The following is a 21,205-nucleotide window of genomic DNA, read 5'->3' as shown; positions in this document are numbered from 1 at the left end:
ACCCCGACTTAGATAGGAGAGAAACATGCCTCGAGTCAAACGTGGGGTCACCGCACGGGCCCGCCATAAGAAAGTCATCGCTGCTGCCAAGGGTTTCCGCGGCCGCCGCAATAACGTCTTCCGCATCGCCAAGCAAGCGGTTATGCGCGCTGGGCAATACGCCTATCGCGATCGCCGTAACAAGAAGCGTGTGTTCCGCGCTTTGTGGATTGCGCGTATCAATGCAGGTGTGCGTCAGCACGGTATGACCTACAGCGTGTTCATCGCTGGTCTGAAGAAGGCCTCGATCGAACTCGACCGCAAGGTGCTGTCCGACATGGCCATCAACGACAAGCCGGCGTTTGCCGCGATTGTCGCCCAGGTGAAAGCCGCCGTCGCAGCCTAAGCTGTAAATAGCGTATAGCGCGTTTTACCGCGCGCCATTCGCCAAGAGGGGGCTCTCATCGGAGCCCCCTTTTGTTTTTCGCCTGCCTTTTCGCGTGCTTTTTTTGCTTGAACATGCGGCCATTCCGACCGCCTAACTTGAGTCTGTAGCATATGGATCTGGAACTTATCGTCAGCGAAGCGCAGCGTGCGTTCGCCGCCGCTCCCGACGCCGCCGCGCTGGAAAACGAGAAAGCCCGCTTTCTCGGCAAGACCGGCCAACTGACCGAGTTGCTCAAGGGCCTCGGCAAGCTTGATCCAGAAGCGCGCAAGAGCGAAGGCGCCCGGATCAATGCGGCCAAGCAACAGATCGAAGGCGCCCTGCAGGCGCGCCGCCAGGCCATGGCCGACGCGCTGCTCGACGCGCGCTTGTCCGCCGAGGCCATCGATGTCACGCTGCCCGGCCGAGGCCTGGGCGCTGGCAGCCTGCACCCCGTGCTCAACACTTGGGAGCGCGTTGAACAGATTTTCCGTTCCATCGGTTTCGACGTGGCTGACGGCCCCGAAATCGAAACCGATTGGTTCAACTTCACTGCACTGAACAGCCCCGAGAACCATCCGGCGCGCTCGATGCAGGACACCTTCTACATCGAAGGTAACGACGATGCCGGCAAGCCGTTGCTGCTGCGCACGCACACGAGTCCGATGCAGGTGCGCTATGCGCGCATGAACAAGCCGCCCATCAAGGTGATCGCGCCGGGCCGTACGTATCGCGTCGACTCCGACGCCACGCACTCGCCGATGTTCCATCAGGTCGAGGGTCTGTGGATTGCCGAAGACATCAGCTTCGCCGACCTGAAGGGCGTGTACACCGATTTCCTGCGCAAGTTCTTCGAACGCGACGACATTCAGGTGCGTTTCCGCCCCTCGTATTTCCCGTTCACGGAGCCGTCCGCCGAAATCGACATGCAGTTCGAAACCGGCAAGAACGCCGGCAAGTGGCTGGAAATCTCCGGCTCGGGGCAGGTGCATCCGTCGGTGGTGCGCAATATGGGTCTCGATCCGGAGCGCTACATCGGCTTTGCCTTCGGCTCCGGACTTGAGCGTCTGACGATGTTGCGCTACGGCGTTCAGGATCTGCGCTTGTTCTACGAAAATGACCTGCGCTTCCTGCGCCAATTCATGTAATCGATGCCGATGGCCCCGGGCTGGCGCGCGAAGCCGCTGCCACCGGGCTCTCGGAAGTGAAGACTTAACTGCGAGCGAACTGATCCATGCAATTCTCTGAATCGTGGCTGCGTACCCTGGTCGACCCGGATTTGTCGACGGACGCGTTGGCGCATGCCCTGACGATGTCCGGGCTCGAAGTCGAGGAAACCGACCCCGTCGCCCCGCCGTTCGCCGGTGTGGTCGTGGCGAAGGTGCTCGAAGTCGCCCGTCATCCCGACGCTGATCGTCTGAATGTCTGTCAGGTCGACGCCGGCACTGGCGAGACGCTCACCATTGTGTGCGGTGCGCCGAACGTGGCACCGGGTATCAAGGTGCCGTGCGCAACCGTGGGCGCCGTGTTGCCCCCGGCCGAGGCCGGCGCTGCACCGTTCCAGATCAAGGTCGGCAAGCTGCGCGGCGTGCAGAGTTTCGGCATGCTGTGCTCGGCACGTGAGCTGAAGCTCTCGGAAGATCATGGCGGCCTGATGATCCTGCCGGAAGATGCCCCGGTCGGCATGAACATCCGCGAGTATCTCGATCTTGACGACACGGTGTTCGTTGTCAAACTCACTCCGAACAAGGCCGATTGCCTGTCGTTGCTAGGTATCGCCCGCGAAGTTGCCGCGATTACGGGCGCACCGCTCAAGGATCTGCCGGGGCAGGGCGCTCAGGCGGCAACGATCGCCGACACGCTGCCAGTTCGTATCAGTTCGCCGGAAGGCTGCGGACGCTTTGGTGGCCGTATCATCCGTCACGTGAATGCTGCCGCTGCATCGCCGCGCTGGATGGTGGAGCGCCTCGAGCGCGCCGGTCAACGCAGCATTTCCGCCCTGGTCGACATCACCAACTACGTGATGCTCGAGCTGGGCCAGCCGCTGCACGTCTACGATCTGAACCGTCTGCAAGGCGGAATCGACGTGCGCTTCGGACGCACGGGCGAGACGCTCAAGTTGCTGAACGAACAGACCGTGACGCTCGACGAGAGCGTGCTCGCCATTACCGATGCCAGTGGCCCGATCGGCCTGGCAGGCATCATGGGCGGGGACTCGACCAAGGCGGGTCTGGAAACGCAGAACATCTTCCTCGAAGGCGCATTCTTCTTCCCTCAGGCGATTCAGGGCCGCGCACGCAAGTACAACTTCACTAGCGATGCGTCGCACCGCTTCGAGCGTGGGGTCGATTTCGCGGGTAACGTGCGCGCGCTGGAGCGTGCCACGCAACTGGTGCTTGAGATCTGCGGCGGCCAGGCTGGCCCGCTCCAAGATCAGGTCGCGAAGTTGCCCGAGCGTAAGCCGGTGACGATGCGCGTTGCACGTGCCATCAAGATTTTGGGTGTGCCGGTCTCCGAGCAGGAGATGGGTGCCATCTTCACGCGTCTCGGCCTGCCGTTCACCTTGCAAGACGGCGTGTTCGAAGTCACGCCGCCGTCCTATCGCTTCGACATCGAGATTGAAGAAGATCTGATCGAAGAGGTTGCGCGTATTTACGGTTTCGATCGCATTCCGGCCAATCCGCCGGTCGCCGCGAGCGCCATGCGCCCGACGCAGGAAGGCCGTCGTTCGCAACATGCTGTGCGTCATGCCGTGGCGGCGCGCGATTACCACGAGACGGTCGGCTTCAGCTTCGTCGATGTCGAGTGGGAAGTGGACTTCGCCGGTAACGACAACCCCATCAAGTTGCTCAATCCGATCGCCAGCCACCTTGCGGTGATGCGCTCGACGCTCATCGGTAGCCTGATCGCGACCACCCGCTACAACCTGAACCGCAAGGCGTCGCGTGTTCGTGTGTTTGAAATCGGCCGTACCTACCATCGCGACAACACGGTGGCTTCGGGCGAACTGAGCGTTGGCGGTTACCGTCAGCCGCTCACCCTGGCGGCCCTCGCTTACGGTCCGGTGTTCGAAGAGCAGTGGGGCGTGGCGGAGCGTCAAGTCGACTTCTTCGACGTGAAGGGCGATCTGGAGGCACTGTTGTCCCCGCGCGCCGCACGCTTCGTCAAGGCCGAGCACCCGGCCTTGCATCCGGGGCGCAGTGCCGCAGTTGAAGTCGACGGCAAGCGTGTCGGCTTCATTGGAGAGCTGCATCCGCGTTGGCAGCAGAAGTACGATCTGCCGCATGCGCCGGTGTTGTTCGAGATCGAGGCCGAGGCACTCTTCGAGCGCGACGTCCCGAGCTACGAGGACATCTCGAAGTTCCCGCCGGTCACGCGCGATATCGCACTCGTGGTCGATCAGGCGCAGCCGGTGCAAGGGTTGCTCGACGCCATGCTGGCCGCACGTCACGACGATCCGGCATGCAGCGTGGTGCAGTCGGTACGGTTGTTCGACGAGTTCCGGCCGAAGGCTGGCGCCACCTCGGGCTCGCTTGGCGCGCAGGACAAAAGCGTGGCGTTTCGTGTTACTCTGCAAGACCCCTCGGGTACGTTGCAGGACGAGACGGTCCAGGGCGCCATTAACGCACTGGTACAACGGGTAGAAGGGTTCGGCGCAAGGTTGCGCGCCTGAAACTCAGTAAAAGATCCGGCTGCGAGTAGGTCATCGCACTGTCATCGCCATCGCGTGGGACGTATGAACGAAATGAATCCTGGTGAATTTGAAGCCATGCTTGCGGCGCAGCGAATCGCGCTGGGACGCAGTGAAGTGAACGAGGTCTCGACCGAAGCGCCGACGCTGACCAAGGCCGAACTGGCCGAGTTGTTGTTCGAGCATGTCGGTCTGAACAAGCGCGAAGCGAAGGATATGGTCGAGGCGTTCTTCGAGTCGATCCGCGACGCGCTTGAGTCGGGTGACAGTGTCAAGCTGTCCGGCTTCGGTAACTTCCAGCTGCGCGACAAGCCGCAACGGCCAGGTCGAAATCCGAAGACCGGTGAGGCTATTCCGATTGCCGCTCGTCGCGTCGTCACCTTCCACGCCAGCCAGAAGTTCAAGTCGATCGTCGAGTCTGGCGCAGTGAGCAAGTAAATCCCGGCCGCCGCACTCTGTGGCGGCCGTTGATTTTTCGTCCGCAATCTAACCGTCGTCCGATTCCGCCAACGCCGCGATGGATCACGTTGCCTTGCCGCCGATTCCCGCCAAGCGTTACTTCACGATCGGTGAAGTGAGCGAGCTGTGTGGCGTCAAGCCGCACGTACTGCGCTATTGGGAGCAGGAGTTCACGCAACTGCGCCCGGTCAAGCGGCGCGGAAACCGGCGGTACTACCAACACCATGAAGTCCTGCTGATCCGGCGTATCCGGGAGTTGCTCTATGAGCAGGGCTTTACGATCAATGGCGCACGTAACCGCCTCGAAGCCGACACACCGCGCGGCGGCCGCCCGTCCGGCGGTGCTGCCGCAGAAGGCGGCGCGCAGCCGGCGGGCGAGGCGGACACCGCACTCGACGTCGGCGACCTGCGCCGCCGTCTCGAATCCCTGCTCGATCTGCTCAAGTCCTGAGTGCGCGATCGCGTCGTGAGCTGGTACGTTTCCTTGATTTGCGCAGATTCTCCTGCCATTCCGGCTTTGCATCGAGGGGCGGCGGGCCCTCGCATCGGGCAGGCCCGCCACACCTCGGGATTCTCCTAATGCGGTGGTGGCCGAATTTTCCGTAATCCGAGATATGGCCCGCAGTCCGGCAGGGTGGCGTTCGTCTGGCATGATGAACGTATTAGATCCCCCGACTGAGGGGACGTCGAACGACTTCCGGGGGCGCTGCGATTGCCTTACACTTGCCGAAACGACGGCGTGCGTCGATGACGCCCCTGGATCCTATTGACGACCGGGCCAACACCGACCTTCATGCGCGGGGGCGCGAAGGCTGAAAGGATCTCGATCTATGGCCGAACCGAGCACGACGGGAACGCGACGCTGGCTTTGGGCAACGTCCGATCGCTCCATCGTCGCGATTCTGATTTTCGGTTTCCTGATTCTGGTCCTCGTCTGGACCGCCGTGCTTTGGCGCGTTTCCATCGAGCACAAGGCCATTCTGCGAGACACGGCGTCATCGGCATCGACCGTGGCGAGCGCACTCGAGCAGCAAACGCTGCGCGCCATCCGTCAGGTCGATCAGATCACCCGTTTCGTGAAGTACGAGTACGAGCGACGTCGCGGAAACTTCGACTTGACGCGAACGCTTGCTGAAGGGATCGTCACGGATCGTTTCATGGTGCTGGTGAGTCTGGCAGATGTGCACGGCAACGTCACCGCCGCGACAATGCCCGGCGCTGCCGGGGTGAACATTGCCGATCGGGAGCACTTCCGGGTGCATCTGGACAATGCGAGCGACGGCCTGTTCATCAGTCATCCGGTCTTCGGACGCGTTTCCCACAAGTGGGTACTCCAGTTCAGCCGGCGACTGAACAATCCCGATGGCAGCTTCGCGGGCGTGGTGGTCGTATCGCAGGAGCCGAGTTACTTCACCTCCGATTTCTACACGAACGCCATGCTCGGCCAATACGGGCAGATCGCCGTGATCGCCGACGACGGGGCGTTGCTCGCGCGCAGCACCGGTGCGAGCGTGGCAATCACCAGCACGGGGGAGTTGCCGCCGTTCGCAGCAGAGCAGCGCAATTCCGGCATCCAGCGCGACCCCATCGATGGCGTCGAGCGCATCGTGGCCTATCGTCATCTGCGCGACTACCCGCTCGCGGTGCAAGTCGGTTTGTCGATGGACGAGGAACTGGCCGAGTACCGGCACGTAGAGCGCGTGTATCTGACGATGGCGACCTTCGTGTCGGTCGCGCTCGTCGTGTTCTTTGCACTGATTGCCTACCTGATGCAGCGCCTCATCGGGCGCGACCAGCAGCTTACCCATTTGATTTCGTATGACGCGCTTACCGGACTTCCCAACCGCTACGCTTTGATGGAGTCGCTGCGACGCGCATTGGCCGATCCCGATCGGGTCGGCAAGGTCGCGTTGTTGCACATCGATCTCGACAACTTCAAGAGCGTGAACGATACCTTGGGCCATGCACAGGGCGACGAGATCATCCGCCAGGTGGCCGGGCGCTTCGCACCGCGAATGCCGCAGGGGGCCATGCTCGCGCGTTTTGCTGGCGACGAGTTCATGGTGCTTCTGGAGGGGGATGATGCGCAGGCGCAGGCCGAACCGCTAGGTGAGACGCTGCTTGCCGCGCTCAAGGCACCCATGGTGGCAGATGGCACGTCGTTCGCGCTGCACGCCAGTATCGGCGTGACCTTCTGGTCGAGGGCGGACGAGACCGAGGCGGATCTCATCAAGAAGGCGGATCTCGCCATGTACTCCGCGAAGGAGGCCGGCAAGAGCGTGGTGCGTGTCTTTACGCAGCAGATGACGTATCAGGCGCATCAGCTTGTCGTGTGGGAGCGCCAGATGGAGCAGGCGTTGGCCAACGGCGAATTTTTCCTCGCCTACCAGCCCATCGTGGCGCTCGAGTCCGACTGTGTGCGCGGCGTGGAGGCGCTGATTCGCTGGCGTCACCCGGAGCGCGGCGTGCTGAGTGCAGGCGAGTTCATCCCGCTGGCCGAGACGACCGGGCAGATCGTGGCGATCGGTGAGTTCGCGCTGACACAGGCATGCCGTCAGCTGAAGGCTTGGCGGGGAACCGCAATGGCGTCGCTTCGCATTGCCGTGAATGTCTCGTCGGTGCAATTCTGGCGCGGCGACATTGGCGAGCTCGTGGAACGTCTCATGCAGGAATACGAGATTGAGCCGAATCGCCTTGAGCTCGAAATCACCGAGTCGGTGATGGTCAAGAACCCCGCGCTCGTGGAAATGAAGATCGAGCAATTCAAGCGCGCGGGCGTGCGCATCGCGCTTGACGACTTCGGCACCGGCTACTCGTCGTTATCCTATCTGACGCGCTTTCCTGTCGATACGCTCAAGGTCGATCGTTCATTCGTGGAGTCGATTCCCGATTCGTCGCGGTCGTGTCTCATGATTTCGAATATCGTCAATATTGCGCGATCGTTGGGAATCGAATTGATTGTCGAAGGCGTGGAAAACGATCGGCAACTGGATTGGCTGCGCCATTTTGTGCCGGTGTCCGCACAGGGCTATTTGTTTTCCCGGCCGGTAGAAATCGAACGGCTCGATTCGGTGATCGACCGTTTCGGTATTTGCCGGTAAAGCGGGCGCAATTGAAAAGGAAGTATCCGGCTAATTAATAAATTAAATAGGTATTCGTAATATATCGATCGTCAGACGTTTTTCGTGCGGATTCATCGTCGGAGTGCTATAGAATTATCTGGCTTTCGCGACGATCTCGAACGATATCTGCGAATGGCTGCGAGCCGCCGCCAGCGATGTGCGAAGGCGAGGGCGGCAGGTTGTCAACGGCTTGCAATTGTCGGGGTGAACAATGCAAGGTGGTCAGGATCCGAAGGCGCGGGGCGCGACAAGCTGAGGATCTGGAACGAGGAAACGAGTTTGACGCGCAGACCAGAATTGGCGGGAATTCGCCGGCACCATAGATGCCGGTCGCGACCAGAGCTTCTGTCCGGGGAAAAGACAGAAACGCGACTCGAATGAGGCGGAGACTTTGCCAACGTAAGAAGTAAAAAATATTAGAACGAGCGTTTGATTTTCGGATGAGGATAAGGCATTGGCTTTATGCCGCCTGCGTCTCGGTCGGCGTGCTGGTCGCCTGCTGGGTTGCCGCGGACAGGACTGCCACGTCGCTGGTCGGCGACAAGCTCGCACAGAGTGTCGACGCCGGGCAAACGGTCGCCGAGCGGGTTGCCGACGGCATGATTCACGCGATCAATACGGATCTCGCGATGGTGAGGGCTATTCCCTCCACGCTCGCCGAGGTGGATCTGCTGCGTGACGTTCTGCGCCCGGCGACCGACGGGGCCGCAGCGGCCGAGGTCGTGGATCGTGCCAACGAATTTCTTCGCGGGGCTCAGGGATACTTCGGCGTCGACCGGGTGTGGGTGATTAACGCGCGCGGTGTGTGCGTGGCGGCAAGCAATTTCCGCGACTCGCCATCACCCATCGGCCAGTCCGTGGCCCGCATGCCCTATGTCACCAATGCGCTGTTGGGCACCCGTTTCGAGAGCTATGCCGCTGGCTGGGAGCATCAGGCGCCCGGCCTTTATTTCAGTGCGCCTGTGTACCGCGACGGCGTGCTGATCGGCGTCGTGATGACCAAGATCGGACTCACGCGCCTGCGCCATTGGGTGGGCAGTGGCGAGTCGTTCGTCACCGACGGCAACGGTGTGGTCATCATGGCCAACGACCCTCGCTTCGAGAACCGTTTCATGCTGGACGGCAAGGTCGGGTCGCTGTCCGACGCCGAACGTATGGCGCTATACCAGCGCGACGACTTCGCGCGTATGCCGATCTCGCAGTTCAAGCGCGCGCCTGGCCGGTCGAATGCGTGGGTGCCACAGGACCTGCTCGACCAGATGTCGGAGTTCGACGATTTGCGCAAGCCCTTCGTCATCACGTCGCGCCCAAGTTCGAGTAATGATCTGATCGTCTACGCCGTGGAGCAGGTCGACGCCTGGGACGCCCTTACGCGCCAGCACGCCAAAGACCTCGCGTTGTGTTTCCTGCTGTATTTGGGCGGTGTTGTGATCGTAGCGCTTGCCGGTTGGACTTACTGGCGGGAGCGCGCGAAGCATCGTGAGACGCGCCAGTCGAACGAGGAACTGCGTGCCGCGAATAATCAACTGGCGTTCGAAGCCAGCTACGACGAGTTGACGGGCAGCCTGACGCGCCGTTACTTCTTCCATCGCTTCGATCAGTTGCTGGAGGCGGCGCAGCGCAAGAATGAGCCGATGAGCCTCATCGTGGCCGACCTGGATCACTTCAAGTCGATCAACGACACCTACGGGCATGCCATCGGCGATCAGGTGCTGTGCCGCTTTGTGCTCGTGTGTTCGTCGACGTTGCGAGGCGACGACCTGATCGGCCGTATCGGCGGTGAGGAGTTTGCGATTCTGCTGCCGGGGGCAAGCGAACGCGATGCGCTGCGCGTGGCGGACCGCATTCGCGAGCGTTGTAAGCGCGAATCGCTCGAGGGTAGCGAGCCGCCGCTGCGCTTCTCGGCGAGCTTCGGCATCACGGAGTGGCAGGATGAAGATTCGCCGATGAACATGGTCGAGCGTGCCGACATGGCGTTGTATCGCGCCAAACGCGCCGGCCGCGACCGCTGCTGGGTGTTCTGACCCGAGGCCCGGGCGACCCGTGGCCGCACGCGATATTCCATCGGCGTTACCAATGTCACGTTTGGTAACGAAAGAAGGGACCCGCTATCGCGCATTTCACGGGAACTCGTATGTCTAACGAGTCAAGCACGCGCGGTGACGATCGACGAAATGCCGGGAGACCGGCGCCGCTCTCTTCGCGCGAGACTCGAACAGCTCATGCGGGAGGTTTCATCGTGAAACGCTTACTCATGCTGGCAGGCGGCGCTGCTGTCGCCGTGATGATGGCCGGTTGCGTTGCCGTACCGTACGGCTCGCCCGTGTATGGCGGCGCGTACTACGATGGCTACGGCTATACGCCGGGCTATGACGCGGGATATGCGGGATACGCTGGTTACGCGCCCGGCTACGCGGTCGTGCCTGCGCCGACGGTCACCTTCGGCGTGTCAGGCGGCTACTACGGCGGCGGATATTACCGGGGATGGCACGGCCGAGGCCGTGGGTGGGGCTGGCATCACTGATGTTGTCATGGCAGTCTGATCCACGGCGTTGGCGTCAAACGCTTCGCGGCTGCCTGACTCAGAACTCCGACAGCACGAAGTCTTCCTTGGAGACGTCGCATTCCGGGCAGCGCCAATCGGCGGGCACATCGGCCCATCGGGTGCCGGGGGCCAGGCCGTCGTTCGGCGCGCCTTCGGCTTCGTTATACATCCAGCCGCAGATCAGGCAGATCCAGCTCTTGAATTCGGTCGGGGTGTCCAGCGTGGTGGTCATGGTGTCGGGTCAACAGGGAAAACTTGCGCGACCCGCATTGTAAGGCACGCACGGCACAACGTCCCCCTCACGGGCGACTGTCCGAGAACAAAGTTAATCCAGATCAATTCGCGGGAAAGCCGACGGCGGGGGAAGGGCACTGCCTGAGGAAAATACGGCGCGAGGCCGTGCGGCGTGTGCGCCGGTGGCGACCGGCGCGACAGCCATTACCAGTGAATCTGATTAAGAAAGATCGGCGCCATCTGCGCGAGCGAATTGAGCAGCGACATGGCGGTGTCGCGGTGCGACACTTCCCTCCACAGCCGGCTTTCCTTGACCACGCGCTCGCGATCTTCCGGCGTTTTCACCTCGGGCGAACGCAGATCGTTGATCAGGTCGATGACGGATGCGCGATCGACGGTTTCCGTGACCGAGTGATGCGCAAGCAGATCGTCCAAATGGACGCGTTCCGCGTCGGTCGGCGGGGCGTCGGCCGGTGAGGATGAGGTAGCGGACGGTTTGTCGGATTGAGTCATACGAGAGGTTCTCCCGAAGTCACTGAAAAGCGAGACAGCCGCTGAACGGCAGATCCTGCGAGGATCCCAAGTCATGCATGGTGAGGTATCGCATGGTTCCATCATAGGCCGATTCGCTTGCGCTGCGAACCCTTCCCTACGCACAGCACCTCACGTTTTCACGCGAATCGACGAGTCATTTCCCGCTCGTTTGCGTCATGTCAAAGCGGTGACATGTTGGCACAGAAGCCGGGAAAAACGTCAAGCTTAAAAAATTTATCCAAGGCTGATGCCGAAACGGGCAATCCTCTTGACAGCGTGTAATGACGGGCTTCTCGAGGGGGTGTTGTGAGGTTATCCAGTGGGTTATCCACAGAAGCTGTGGGTAACTCATCGATGCCGCACTCTGCGGCGCGACGGTGTCACCGGAATAAGGGGCGCAGCATGAGCAGCGCGAAGAACAGCGCAACGCCAACGGGCAATAGCCCGGTGAAGAACGCGGGCCATGGGGCGCGAGCGCGGCGGCGCGCACCGAACGACGAAATCAGGCCTGCGCAAAGGCACAACACGCCGACGCCCCACGTAGGATGCGGACTCTTGAGCACCCATGCGGCAGCAGCCACTAAGCCGATCCAGGCGAGCGGCATGGCGCCGGGAGGTGGCGGTGCGACAACGGCAGGTACCGGTTTGGCGTTGCGCGACTTGTCGGAAGCGTTGGGGGTGTCAGGCGTATTGGCGGGCATTGAGGTTCCGGAAAATCGGGACGTGCGACGGCGTTGTCACGCGAAAGACGCAGCATAACAAACGTCGTCCGCCACCGCTCAGGACGCGAGGCCGTGCAAGGCGCTGGCGCCGACGCGCCGTGACGTGGCGAGCCTGGCGCCAGCGGGCGCATCCACATACCAGACGGACGTCGAGTCGATGTCACGTGTGGGTGCGAAGGCGGGCGGTGTCGCACAGCGATTATCGAGGTCGACGTATTGCTTGCGCACGATCCGGTTCGTCGATGGCATCGTCGCGGCAGCACCGGGTTGGGAGACATGGGGGGGACCGTCCATTTCCGGTGAAGCGCGCACATCGACGCACGGCTGATGAAATGGGTCGGCGGGGGTTGCGACGGCTGGCGGCATCGATTGCGCCTGAACGCGAGCCGCACCGGTTACCGTGAGCAGGCAGAGCGCCATGAGGGCGAACCGCCGTGACGCGGCAGCACGGATGGCGGACAAGGTCTGGGGCGTAATGTGTCTCGGCGGCATGGCTGGCTCCGTCGGGGCGATCATGGGGGCGTCGGCCGCGTGAGCATCGCAAGGGGCGGCACGACGTTTCCCGGACCTTGAAGCCAATATCGTGCCGGAATTCGTAAGCGATTGATTTTTCTATGGATTGTTGACGCCTGGCTGGGTGCGTAAGCGGTCTGCCCTTATCAAGTGTTGCAGTTCCGAAACGTGCGCCTGAGAATCGAGCCATGTGCAGACTGCGGTCCGACGCGATTTTCAGAGTTCTCGAATGCTGTATATAATTACAGTATTCCATTCCACGGCGAGACAGAACCTCTCATGAAAGCCAATTACTCCATCGCCGAAATCGAACGGGCGATCAACTACTGGACGGGCCGTCAGGCCGCCGATAGCCATTGGTCGCTGTGCCAGTCAGCCCGCGTGCTGGCGAATGTCTATGGTGAGATGATCTATCGCCGCGAGACGAGTATTGCGGCCGAAGCGCTCAACGCCGAACAGAGTCAGGCCATCGAGACGGCGCTGCACCAGATGGAATTGGGCCTCGCGCCGTGATTCAGGATTGGACGGGGTTCCGTGCGCGTCGCCGTGCCGACCACTGTTCCAGCCAGCGCTCAAGGTCGCCAGCCGACAGCGCGGGGGAGAACAGGTACCCTTGCGCCACGCGGTAGCCCTGTGCGACGAGCAGATTGCGCTGGGCTTCGTCTTCCACGCCTTCCGCCACGACCGTGAGATGCAGATTGCGGCCGATGCTGATGATCGCGTTGGTCAGGGCGCGTACCGTTTCGTCGCGGGTGATGTCGTGTACGAAGCTGCGATCGAGCTTCAGTTCCGAGACGGGCAACCGGCGCAGATAGCCCAGGCTTGAATAACCGGTGCCGAAGTCGTCCATCGACAGGCGCACGCCCATGCTGTGGACTTCATCTATGATGCGCAGCGTGCTCGGATTGTGATCCATCAGCACGCTCTCCGTGATCTCGATTGCCAGGCATGACGGCGGCAATTCGTGATCGGCGAGTGCCTCGGCAATCATGCGCGGCAGGTCGTGATCGTGGAAGTTGGTCGGCGAGAGGTTGACCGACACATTCTCGATGCCCGCGCCACGCTGCCGCCATTCCGCCAGCTGACGGCATGATTCGCGCAGCGTCCACATGCCCAGTTCCCCGATCAGACCGCATTCCTCTGCCAGCGCTATGAAGCGCGACGGCGATACCTCGCCGTGCTGCGGATGCGTCCAGCGGCTCAGCGCTTCGACCCCGTACACCGATTCGTCGAGCAAATTGATCTGCGGCTGGTAGAAGAGCCGGAGCGTGTTGCGGCGCAAGGCGTCGCGCATGGCGGTCTCCAGTTCGAGCCGCTCCTGCGCGTGGATGTTCATGTCTTCGCTGTAGACGCGCACGCTGCCCGGGCTGGTCATCTTCGCCTGATACATCGCCATGTCCGCACGCTGGAGCAGCAGGTCGAACTCCTTGCCGTGATTCGGATACAGGCTGATGCCGAAGCTGCCCGACGGCGCGAGCGTCACGCCATCGACCTGACACGATGCGGTCAGTGCGCCGCGCATGCGTTCGATGGCGATATCGAGCCGTTCGGGGTCGCACTCGGTGAGCACGGCCACGAACTCGTCACCCGACAGACGCGCGACGATATCCGCGCCGCGCAGCGAGCGCCGCAGACGTTGGGCGATCGTGCGCAGCAGCACGTCACCCGCCTGATGGCCCAGCGAATCGTTGACCTGCTTGAAGCGATCGAGGTCGATGAAGATGACGGCCATGCGCGTGTTCAGCTCGCCTGCGCTGGCGATGGCCTGGGCTGCGAGCACGCCGAGCATGCTGCGATTGGGCAGGCCGGTGAGACTGTCCGAGAACGCCAACTGACGGATGCGCGTGCGCGATTCATCGCGCTCGAAGGCCAGCTTGCACAGGTGCACGCAGACATCGACGAGCCGCTCATGCAGGGCATCCGGGCCACGCACGGTACGGTAGTAGAACGCGAGCACGCCGAGCACACGTCCATCGTTCGCGATGATCGGCATGGACCACGATGCCGCCAGCCCGAATTCGGCCGCCATGTCGCGGAAATTGGCCCAGCGCGGGTCATTCGCGATGTCGGTCACGATCACCGGCCGTGCCTGAAAGGCCGCCGTGCCACAGGTGCCCACGTTCGGGCCGATGGCCAGCCCGTCGACCATCTTGTGGTATTGGGCGGGCAGGCTGGGCCCCGCCTGCGGTCGCAGCCGGCCCTCGGCGTCGACCCGCACGACCGAGGCCATGACCTCCGGGGCAATCTGCTCCAGTTCCCGGCAGACGAGCGTGAGCACTTCCACGAGCGGGGCGTCGCGCACCATCGCGGCAAGGGCCTTGTGTTGCAGCACTTCCTGAATCTTCGACTGCGTGATGTCGGTGAACAGCACCACGGCGTTGAGCAGCTTGCCGCTCGCGTCGAGAATCGGGTTCGTCACCACGGAGACCCACAGCGGTTGACGCTGCGCGGTGCGCACGAGCACTTCGCAATGGCAGCTCCGGCCGTCGCGGGCCGAGACGAGACAGCCTGCGAGCGCCTGTTTGACGTCGACGACGGCCGACGCGCCATCGGCGAGTTCACCTTCAGGTGGCTCCCCAAACGGGACGTACACCGACTGGCCGACGACTTCGCTTGCGGCGTAGCCGAGCATGCGCGTGAATCCGGCGTTGACATAGCAGACGATGCCTTGTGCATCGGTGATGAGCACGGCGTTGTCGGTCTCGTCGACACCGAGCGAGAGCAGATGGAGGCGGGCGTCGTCGGCCGCCTGACGTTCCACGCGTGCGGTGACGTCCACCGCGAGCTTGATCACGAAGGCGAGCTTGCCGGTGTCGTCGAATACCGGGTTGTAGGTCGCTTCGAGCCAGACCGCGGTACCGTCTTGACGATGGCGGCGCACTTGTCCGGTGTGCGAGCGTTGAGTGCTCAGGACTTGGGCGAGGGCGTCGCCGCAGGTGATATCGCCTGGTTCGCACAGTATGGCGTGCGGCTTGCCGATCAGGTCGGTGCGCGCGTAGCCGAACATGCCGAGCAGCTTGTCGTTGACGTCGACGATGATGCCGTCCGGCGTGAGCGTGAGCATGCCCAGTGAGTGGTCGAGCGCCGCCAGCAGCGCCTCGCGCCCGGGGGCCGGTGAGGTGCCGGCGGCGGACGGTGAACCGGGCACGACCATCGCAGGGGCCTCCTCGGACGTCTTTCTGACATTGTCGGGTGTGACGGGAGCTGACACGCCAAAACGCTTTCAAGTATAGCGACCTGCGGCGGCAGGCTCACATGGGATAAACCGGGAGAGCGTCAGACGGTGACGCGGTTCCGGGCAGGCAACAAAAGGGGGGGCTGGCGTGTGGCGTGGGCCCTGGGGCGGTGTGTTGGATTCAGGCAGCCTTGACGCGGATTCGCACGCCGTCGACCGAAACGGTCTGACCAGCGCGGATCTTGCAGGTCTTGCGGGTCTCGATCTGACCGTCGACGCTGACTGCGCCGCCCGCCACCATGACTTTGCCCGCGCCACCGGAGTCCACAACGCCGGTGAGCTTGAGCAAGTCGTTCAGGGCGACGAATTCGCCCGTGAGTTCAAAAGTTACGTTTTGCATGATGGAGCGAATACTACGTAAAAACCCGATGCTCGTCGACTGTCGCGGCGCATCACTCGAAACGTGCTGCGCCGTCTCACGTCTTGATCACATGTTCGATCCGGCGATCGGGAATCAGCCATACGGCGGCGACCAGCGCGTACAGCGCGAGCGAGACGACCGGCGCCACGAACGCCAGTCCGATGGCCAGTGCATAGGCCACCACCGACAACTTCCCCTTGGCGTCGCGGCCCAGGGCGGCGGCGAGTTTCGCGTTACCGCCTTCCTCATGTACGCCAAGCAGGGCTCGCGTGAGGATGTAATACGCCACGGCCGCCATGAACAGCACGATGCCGTAGAGCGCCGTCGGCCACGCGGTGAAATGGTTTTCTCCCAGCCAGTGTGTGACGAACGGGATCAGCGATAGCCAGAAAAGCAGATGCAGGTTTGCCCAGAGCACGCCGCCCGAGACCCGCTGGACGACATGGAAAAGATGGTGATGATTGTTCCAGTACAGGCCGACGTAGACGTAGCTCAGGATGTAGGTGAGGAACGTCGGCGCGACCGGCAGGAGATCGGCCAGTTCGCTGCCGTGCGGTGCTTTCATCTCCAGCACCATGATCGTGATGATGATGGCGATCACGCCGTCGCTGAAGGCTTCCAGTCGGGTTTTGCCCATCGTGTTCGTCGTTGTTGTCAGTCGTGGGTGGAGTTCACAGCACCGCCACGCGGTTGCGGCCGGCCTGCTTGGCGGCATACAACGCCCGGTCGGCACGTTGGAGCAGGGGGCTGAAATCGGCGTCGTCCGGGGCGAGGCTGCCTACGCCGATACTGGCGGAAAAGCGCACCGGACCCTTGGGGCCGGGCACGCTCGCACTGCCGATGGCGGTGAGCAGGCGTTCGGACGCCTGCAAGGCGCGTTGAGCATCGGTCTCGGGCAGCAGTACCGCGAACTCCTCGCCGCCGAGACGGCCGATCACCGTCCCCTTGCGCAGCGTTGCCCGCAAGACCAGCGTCAGTTCCACGATGACGCGGTCGCCAATCGCATGACCCCACGTATCGTTGACCATCTTGAAGTGATCGATGTCGAGCATCAGCACGGAAAGGCGCCGCTGCTGTGTGCGGGCGGCGGCAAACAGGCGGTCGGCTTGCAAGAGAAAGGCACGGCGGTTGAGCGCGCCGGTCAGGCCGTCGCGCATGGCCATGTCGCCGAGCACCTGATTGACGCGACGTAGTTCGAGTTCGTCCACGACGAGCGCCGACAGATCGGCGAGCAGTGCGCACTTCTCTGGGTCGAGCGTACGGGGCTTGCGGTCGAGCACACACAGCGTGCCCAGGCGATGCCCTTCCGGCGTGCGCAGGGGCGCACCGGCGTAGAAGCGGATGTTCGGCTCCCCCGTGACCAGCGGGTTGTCGGCGAAGCGCCGGTCGGCGCGGGCATCGGGCACGACGAGCACGTCATCGCCGAGAATCGCATGCGCGCAGAAGGCCATCGAGCGAGGCGTCTGTGTGGTCTCGAGGCCTTGACGCGCCTTGAACCACTGACGGGTTTCGTCAATGAGCGAGACAAGTGAGATCGGCGCGCCAAGGACATACGACGCCAGCCTTGCAATCCGATCGAATGCCGCCTCGGGCGGGGTATCGAGGATCTCGTAACGTCGCAGCGCCGCGAGACGTTCTGCCTCGTTAAGGTTTGTCTCCCCGGTCGGGGCGAGCCACGGGGCATGCGAGGGCATAGGCGGTTCGAATGAGTCGGTTCCGGATGCGGTCATGTCGTGACGTGACGGCGAGGTCCAGCGGTTGGACGACAGCAGCGCCGGGGACAAGGATTCTGACCGCGAACTCGGCGACTGCACGAAAAGGGGTGCTGACTTCGCAGACTGCTCAGGTAACGCGGGCGGTCGGGGCGGTGCCAAAGGCGACTCTGGCCCCCGCTCGCTGAGCACACCGATGGCATGGATAGCGTCGATAGCGCCGTCAATTCTGCCGCGCCTGCCGTCACTTGGCAAATGCGATGGCCTCGCGCCGCTCAAGCCGTGCTGGCCGTTCGTGCGCCAGAGGGCGCGAGCGGCTTGCGTGGCGTCGTAAGCGCTGTCGTGCGTGGGGTCGGTGTGGCCCGGCGCGGGCAGAGCGTGGTTCATGATTTGACTTCGAATGCTTCGCCGGTTTCGAAGAAGTTGCCGCCGGCAATGTAATGAAGACTGCGCGACACGCCGGGCTCGAACTGCCAGTGCCCGTCGCGAAACGCGCGCGCGTCGGCCCAGGCCGCCACGACCTCACCGAGAAACAGATCGTACCGATCCTGATTGTGCGGCTCCGGTATCACGCGGCATTCGAGCCATGCGAGGCATCCGCCGATGAGCGGCGCGGCGACGTGCGAGCCTTCAAAGGCCTGTACACCGGTGCCGTCAGCGAACTTGTCGGTATCGCGTCCCGAGATCGAACCGACGGCCAGCGTCTCGCGGGCGATGGCACGCGTGGGCACGTTCAGCGAGAACTCACCGGAGGCTTCGACCAACTCGCGGGTGAGCGTATTGCGGTCGATGACGACGGCCACTTTCGGCGGTGAGAAATCCAACGGCATCGACCAGGCGGCGGCCATGACGTTGCGGCGTCCGTTGTGGGCGCTTCCGACAAGAACGGTCGGGCCGTGGTTGAGCAGGCGGTACGCTTTGGGAAGTTCGACAGGCAGGCGTTCGGTCATGGCGGGCACTCGGCAGGCGTAGTGATATGTCAGGCGGCCCATGATAGCGCGGCCGGGGAAAAAGCCGATGAAGCCGATGGTGCTCATGACGAGGGCTGACATCCGAAAAAGGCGGCCCGCAGGGTGAGCTGCGGGCCGTACAAACGGCACGGTGCGGGGAGCGCGTGCCGGATCAGATGTGCTCGCAGTATTTCATGCGTTCGTCCTAGTCCAGTCCCCATGCGATGCGCGATAGCGCCTCCTATACTGAGTCGAAGCACGCGGCGTCATCCCGACGCTTACCGCACGAGAGCATTCCGTATGAGTCCATTGCGATCGTCAATCACGGGGCAGGTCGATGCGCTCACCAGCGGCGTGGCCGACATCCCGGCAGGACCGGTGAGTCCGGTGGCTGGCGTCGGGAATGTGTATGTCGGCACGGCATCCTGGACCGACAAGTCGCTCATCGCCTGCAAACGTTTCTATCCGCCGGGGCATACGTCGGCCGAGGCGCGTTTGCGCTACTACGCGAGCCGGTTTCCGATGGTCGAGGTCGACAGCAGTTACTACGCCATGCCGTCGGGGTCGAACGCGCAGCTTTGGGTCGAACGCACGCCCGACGGTTTCGTCTTCAACATCAAGGCGTTCCGGCTGCTCACCGGCCATCAGACCCCCCGTGTTGCGCTGCCCAGGGACCTGCAATCCGAACTGCCGGCCGGGCCGCGTGCGAACGTCTACTACAAGGACCTTCCCGACTCGCTCATCGACGAGATCTGGCGGCGCTATCTCGAAGCGCTGTCGCCGTTGCGGCTGGCAGGAAAACTGGGGCTGGTGCATTTTCAGTTCCCGCCGTGGCTCAGGGGAGATCGCGCGAGCCGTGCTCACGTTGAGGTGTGTGCGCAGCGCATGGCGGGCTATGGTGTCGCAGCCGAGTTTCGGCATCGCGGCTGGTTCGAGGGCGCACAACGCGAGGCAACGCTGGCGTGGCTGCGCGAGCTGGGTTGGGTCAACACCACCGTCGACGAGCCTCAGGGCTTCGCAAACAGTATTCCCCAAGTGTGGGAGACGACCACGCCGCTCGCGGCAGTGGTGCGCTTGCATGGACGCAATCAGCAGACATGGAACGTGCGCGAGAGTACCGCCGCGTCGGATCGCTTCAATTACGACTACCGCGACGCGGAACTGGCGGCGCTGGTCGATCCGATTCGCGTCATTGCGAAGCAAGTCGCCCGCGTCTATGTGGTGTTCAACAACAATTACGAGGATCAGGGGCAGCGTAATGCGCTCGTGCTCATGCGGTTACTGGGCGACGCGGCGCTTGAAGCCGTCCCCGCGGCTGCGCAGCGCCATCTGCCCGCGACCGGCGCGATGAAGTAACATTTTTCAGTGACGTGACGGCGGCGATCTGCGCATTTGCCGGACGAGTCAAGGCTGCCCGCACATGACTGACGATGGACTGGAGACACGACATGACGACCGATCGGCGCATTACGTTCTTTCACGCCCCCAACACACGCTCCTCAGGTGTGCTCGTGCTGCTCGACGAACTGCAGGCGGAGCATGATCTTCATCTGTTGCGCTTCGCGACCGGCGAGCAGCGCGGCTCGGAGTTTCTGGACCTCAATCCGATGGGGAAGGTGCCTGCTATCCGGCATGGCGAGGCGATCATCACCGAACAGGCGGCCGTCTACATGTATCTCGCCGAGCTATATCCGGAGAAGGGGCTCGCCCCGATGCCGGGCGATCCGCGTCGCGGACCCTATTTGCGCTGGATGGTGTTCTACGGTTCGTGCGTCGAGCCGGCGGTGGTCGACAAGTCGCTCGGGCGCGAAGGCGCCGAACGTTCGCGCTCGCCGTATGGCGACTACGACTCGGTCATGTGGACGCTGGAGCGGCACCTGGCGCGTGACGCCGGTCCGTGGTGGCTGGGCGAGTCGTTCACGGCGGCCGATGCGCTGTGGGGCAACGCCATGCATTTCCTCACGCATTTCAAGCTCGTGCCGCTGACACCTGCCGTCAAGGCATACGTGGAGCGCTTCCGCGCCCGCGAGTCGTTTGCACGGGCGCAGCAGCGCGATGCGGCACTGGCGAAGCAACTCGCGGCATGATTGGATCGGCTTATTCTGCGCTAGCCCGCCTCAGTCCGCCTCAGTCCGCCTCAGCCCGCATCAGTCCGCCTCAGTTCGCCTTAGGCCGGCAGAACATCGATGCGAGGCTCGCAGTCGATGGGGAAGTTGACCGAGTTGGCGACGTAGCACCTGGCGTGCGCCTCATGATGCAGCTCGGCGGCCAGCGCGGCGTTGCTGCCCGCGCGGATCGTGACGTGCGGGCGCAGCAGGATGCGCGTGAAGCGGCCCTCCTGCGCAGTGTCGATCATGGTGCCGAGGGCGTCGTCGGTGTATTGGTCGACGATCACCCCGGCTTCGGCGCAAAGGTGCAGATACCAGAGCTTGTGGCAGGCGCTCGCGGCTGCGACCAGCAGATCTTCGGGATTCCAGCGCGCCGCGTCGCCGCGAAAGGCGGGATCCGAGGACCCGGGGATCGTCGGCTTGCCTTCGGCGCGAATTTCGTGATTGCGTCCATACTCGCGATAGCCCGACGTGCCGCTGCCCTGATTGCCGGTCCACTCGACGCCGATCCGGTACTGGTGTTCGCCTGATGCCATGTCATGTCTCCGCAGAAGGGCGGCAGCCGATGAAGTTGGGGGATTGCTGGGGAAGGGAGGCGCTGCCGGACCCGCCCGTG

21 protein-coding genes are annotated in these 21,205 nt (G+C 63.0%); 11 read left to right on the top strand and 10 right to left on the bottom strand.

All coding sequences use genetic code 11. The annotated features are described in order from the left end of the window. Window positions 1–25 precede the first annotated feature (25 nt). The 8 genes from rplT to PBR20603_RS24265 all read left to right on the top strand — a co-directional run bounded on the left by rplT (window position 26) and on the right by PBR20603_RS24265 (window position 10,199). Window positions 26–385, top strand: coding sequence for a 50S ribosomal protein L20 (rplT, locus tag PBR20603_RS06310; RefSeq protein ID WP_010806048.1), 360 nt, complete (start codon window positions 26–28; stop codon window positions 383–385). 152 nt (window positions 386–537) lie between these two features. Continuing rightward, window positions 538–1,551, top strand: coding sequence for a phenylalanine--tRNA ligase subunit alpha (gene pheS / locus PBR20603_RS06305; protein WP_150558681.1), 1,014 nt, complete (start codon window positions 538–540; stop codon window positions 1,549–1,551). A gap of 86 nt (window positions 1,552–1,637) precedes the next feature. Next, a complete protein-coding gene (gene pheT / locus PBR20603_RS06300) occupies window positions 1,638–4,076 on the top strand; it encodes a phenylalanine--tRNA ligase subunit beta (protein ID WP_150558680.1) in 2,439 nt (812 codons plus the stop codon). Between the two features lie 63 nt (window positions 4,077–4,139). Further along, window positions 4,140–4,532, top strand: a complete 393-nt coding sequence (locus PBR20603_RS06295; RefSeq protein ID WP_039374116.1) for an integration host factor subunit alpha — start codon at window positions 4,140–4,142, stop codon at window positions 4,530–4,532. 79 nt (window positions 4,533–4,611) lie between these two features. Beyond that, window positions 4,612–5,004, top strand: coding sequence for a MerR family transcriptional regulator (locus PBR20603_RS06290; RefSeq protein ID WP_150558679.1), 393 nt, complete (start codon window positions 4,612–4,614; stop codon window positions 5,002–5,004). Between the two features lie 379 nt (window positions 5,005–5,383). Then, window positions 5,384–7,654, top strand: a complete 2,271-nt coding sequence (locus tag PBR20603_RS06285; RefSeq protein WP_150558678.1) for a bifunctional diguanylate cyclase/phosphodiesterase — start codon at window positions 5,384–5,386, stop codon at window positions 7,652–7,654. Between the two features lie 461 nt (window positions 7,655–8,115). After that, window positions 8,116–9,699, top strand: coding sequence for a sensor domain-containing diguanylate cyclase (locus PBR20603_RS06280; protein ID WP_150558677.1), 1,584 nt, complete (start codon window positions 8,116–8,118; stop codon window positions 9,697–9,699). Window positions 9,700–9,914: 215 nt separating this feature from the next. Beyond that, entirely contained in the window at window positions 9,915–10,199 is a 285-nt protein-coding gene (locus PBR20603_RS24265) for a hypothetical protein (RefSeq protein WP_217425944.1), read from the top strand. A gap of 58 nt (window positions 10,200–10,257) precedes the next feature. Here PBR20603_RS24265 and PBR20603_RS06270 read toward each other — a convergent pair whose 3' ends face one another. From PBR20603_RS06270 to PBR20603_RS06255, 4 genes are all read right to left on the bottom strand, one after another. Beyond that, complete coding sequence (locus PBR20603_RS06270; protein ID WP_174977797.1) at window positions 10,258–10,452, bottom strand: rubredoxin; 195 nt, start codon at window positions 10,450–10,452, stop codon at window positions 10,258–10,260. 206 nt (window positions 10,453–10,658) lie between these two features. Beyond that, window positions 10,659–10,967: a hypothetical protein gene (locus PBR20603_RS06265; RefSeq protein WP_150558676.1), complete on the bottom strand. Its 309-nt coding sequence runs from the start codon at window positions 10,965–10,967 to the stop codon at window positions 10,659–10,661. 401 nt (window positions 10,968–11,368) lie between these two features. Then, complete coding sequence (locus tag PBR20603_RS06260) at window positions 11,369–11,689, bottom strand: hypothetical protein (RefSeq protein WP_150558675.1); 321 nt, start codon at window positions 11,687–11,689, stop codon at window positions 11,369–11,371. 78 nt (window positions 11,690–11,767) lie between these two features. Further along, entirely contained in the window at window positions 11,768–12,202 is a 435-nt protein-coding gene (locus tag PBR20603_RS06255; protein ID WP_150558674.1) for a hypothetical protein, read from the bottom strand. A gap of 300 nt (window positions 12,203–12,502) precedes the next feature. Here PBR20603_RS06255 and PBR20603_RS06250 point away from each other — a divergent pair, with 300 nt between their 5' ends. Beyond that, complete coding sequence (locus tag PBR20603_RS06250) at window positions 12,503–12,736, top strand: DUF3717 domain-containing protein (protein ID WP_150558673.1); 234 nt, start codon at window positions 12,503–12,505, stop codon at window positions 12,734–12,736. A gap of 1 nt (window position 12,737) precedes the next feature. On the opposite strand, the gene PBR20603_RS06245 is transcribed toward PBR20603_RS06250, so the two are convergent. From PBR20603_RS06245 to PBR20603_RS06225, 5 genes are all read right to left on the bottom strand, one after another. Beyond that, window positions 12,738–15,377, bottom strand: coding sequence for a sensor domain-containing protein (locus PBR20603_RS06245; protein WP_150558672.1), 2,640 nt, complete (start codon window positions 15,375–15,377; stop codon window positions 12,738–12,740). A 202-nt stretch (window positions 15,378–15,579) separates the two neighbouring features. Then, on the bottom strand, window positions 15,580–15,798 hold the full coding sequence (locus tag PBR20603_RS06240) for an RNA-binding S4 domain-containing protein (RefSeq protein ID WP_150558671.1): 219 nt from the start codon (window positions 15,796–15,798) through the stop codon (window positions 15,580–15,582). A gap of 76 nt (window positions 15,799–15,874) precedes the next feature. After that, the gene (locus tag PBR20603_RS06235; protein WP_150558670.1) at window positions 15,875–16,456 is read right to left on the bottom strand and encodes a TMEM175 family protein; all 582 of its coding nucleotides are present in this window, start codon (window positions 16,454–16,456) and stop codon (window positions 15,875–15,877) included. Window positions 16,457–16,490: 34 nt separating this feature from the next. Then, entirely contained in the window at window positions 16,491–17,513 is a 1,023-nt protein-coding gene (locus PBR20603_RS06230) for a GGDEF domain-containing protein (RefSeq protein WP_150558669.1), read from the bottom strand. 401 nt (window positions 17,514–17,914) lie between these two features. After that, on the bottom strand, window positions 17,915–18,481 hold the full coding sequence (locus PBR20603_RS06225) for a flavin reductase family protein (RefSeq protein WP_150558927.1): 567 nt from the start codon (window positions 18,479–18,481) through the stop codon (window positions 17,915–17,917). Between the two features lie 300 nt (window positions 18,482–18,781). On the opposite strand from PBR20603_RS06225, the gene PBR20603_RS06220 reads away from it, so the two are divergent. Beyond that, entirely contained in the window at window positions 18,782–19,837 is a 1,056-nt protein-coding gene (locus PBR20603_RS06220; RefSeq protein ID WP_150558668.1) for a DUF72 domain-containing protein, read from the top strand. A gap of 92 nt (window positions 19,838–19,929) precedes the next feature. Next, window positions 19,930–20,568 carry a glutathione S-transferase family protein gene (locus PBR20603_RS06215; protein ID WP_150558667.1) on the top strand — a complete coding sequence of 213 codons (639 nt, stop codon included), beginning with the start codon at window positions 19,930–19,932 and terminating at the stop codon, window positions 20,566–20,568. Between the two features lie 80 nt (window positions 20,569–20,648). Here the strand turns inward: PBR20603_RS06215 and PBR20603_RS06210 are convergent, their stop codons facing one another. Continuing rightward, on the bottom strand, window positions 20,649–21,125 hold the full coding sequence (locus PBR20603_RS06210; protein WP_150558666.1) for an OsmC family protein: 477 nt from the start codon (window positions 21,123–21,125) through the stop codon (window positions 20,649–20,651). Window positions 21,126–21,205 lie beyond the last annotated feature (80 nt).

This window comes from Pandoraea bronchicola (assembly GCF_902459805.1).
In the GTDB taxonomy this organism is placed as follows: domain Bacteria; phylum Pseudomonadota; class Gammaproteobacteria; order Burkholderiales; family Burkholderiaceae; genus Pandoraea; species Pandoraea bronchicola.
The sequence above is the reverse complement of the archived record's forward strand: the minus strand, read 5'-3'. Positions and strand labels throughout refer to the sequence as shown.

Excerpts from the sequence above, each read along its gene's own strand:
- rplT (WP_010806048.1), top strand. The coding sequence starts at position 26 with ATGCCTCGAGTCAAACGTGGGGTCACCGCACGGGCCCGCCATAAGAAA.
- pheS (WP_150558681.1), top strand. The coding sequence starts at position 538 with ATGGATCTGGAACTTATCGTCAGCGAAGCGCAGCGTGCGTTCGCCGCC.
- pheT (WP_150558680.1), top strand. The coding sequence starts at position 1,638 with ATGCAATTCTCTGAATCGTGGCTGCGTACCCTGGTCGACCCGGATTTG.
- PBR20603_RS06295 (WP_039374116.1), top strand. The coding sequence starts at position 4,140 with ATGAACGAAATGAATCCTGGTGAATTTGAAGCCATGCTTGCGGCGCAG.
- PBR20603_RS06290 (WP_150558679.1), top strand. The coding sequence starts at position 4,612 with ATGGATCACGTTGCCTTGCCGCCGATTCCCGCCAAGCGTTACTTCACG.
- PBR20603_RS06285 (WP_150558678.1), top strand. The coding sequence starts at position 5,384 with ATGGCCGAACCGAGCACGACGGGAACGCGACGCTGGCTTTGGGCAACG.
- PBR20603_RS06280 (WP_150558677.1), top strand. The coding sequence starts at position 8,116 with ATGAGGATAAGGCATTGGCTTTATGCCGCCTGCGTCTCGGTCGGCGTG.
- PBR20603_RS06270 (WP_174977797.1), bottom strand. The coding sequence starts at position 10,452 with ATGACCACCACGCTGGACACCCCGACCGAATTCAAGAGCTGGATCTGC.
- PBR20603_RS06265 (WP_150558676.1), bottom strand. The coding sequence starts at position 10,967 with ATGACTCAATCCGACAAACCGTCCGCTACCTCATCCTCACCGGCCGAC.
- PBR20603_RS06260 (WP_150558675.1), bottom strand. The coding sequence starts at position 11,689 with ATGCCCGCCAATACGCCTGACACCCCCAACGCTTCCGACAAGTCGCGC.
- PBR20603_RS06255 (WP_150558674.1), bottom strand. The coding sequence starts at position 12,202 with ATGCCGCCGAGACACATTACGCCCCAGACCTTGTCCGCCATCCGTGCT.
- PBR20603_RS06250 (WP_150558673.1), top strand. The coding sequence starts at position 12,503 with ATGAAAGCCAATTACTCCATCGCCGAAATCGAACGGGCGATCAACTAC.
- PBR20603_RS06245 (WP_150558672.1), bottom strand. The coding sequence starts at position 15,377 with ATGGTCGTGCCCGGTTCACCGTCCGCCGCCGGCACCTCACCGGCCCCC.
- PBR20603_RS06240 (WP_150558671.1), bottom strand. The coding sequence starts at position 15,798 with ATGCAAAACGTAACTTTTGAACTCACGGGCGAATTCGTCGCCCTGAAC.
- PBR20603_RS06235 (WP_150558670.1), bottom strand. The coding sequence starts at position 16,456 with ATGGGCAAAACCCGACTGGAAGCCTTCAGCGACGGCGTGATCGCCATC.
- PBR20603_RS06230 (WP_150558669.1), bottom strand. The coding sequence starts at position 17,513 with ATGCCCTCGCATGCCCCGTGGCTCGCCCCGACCGGGGAGACAAACCTT.
- PBR20603_RS06225 (WP_150558927.1), bottom strand. The coding sequence starts at position 18,481 with ATGACCGAACGCCTGCCTGTCGAACTTCCCAAAGCGTACCGCCTGCTC.
- PBR20603_RS06220 (WP_150558668.1), top strand. The coding sequence starts at position 18,782 with ATGAGTCCATTGCGATCGTCAATCACGGGGCAGGTCGATGCGCTCACC.
- PBR20603_RS06215 (WP_150558667.1), top strand. The coding sequence starts at position 19,930 with ATGACGACCGATCGGCGCATTACGTTCTTTCACGCCCCCAACACACGC.
- PBR20603_RS06210 (WP_150558666.1), bottom strand. The coding sequence starts at position 21,125 with ATGGCATCAGGCGAACACCAGTACCGGATCGGCGTCGAGTGGACCGGC.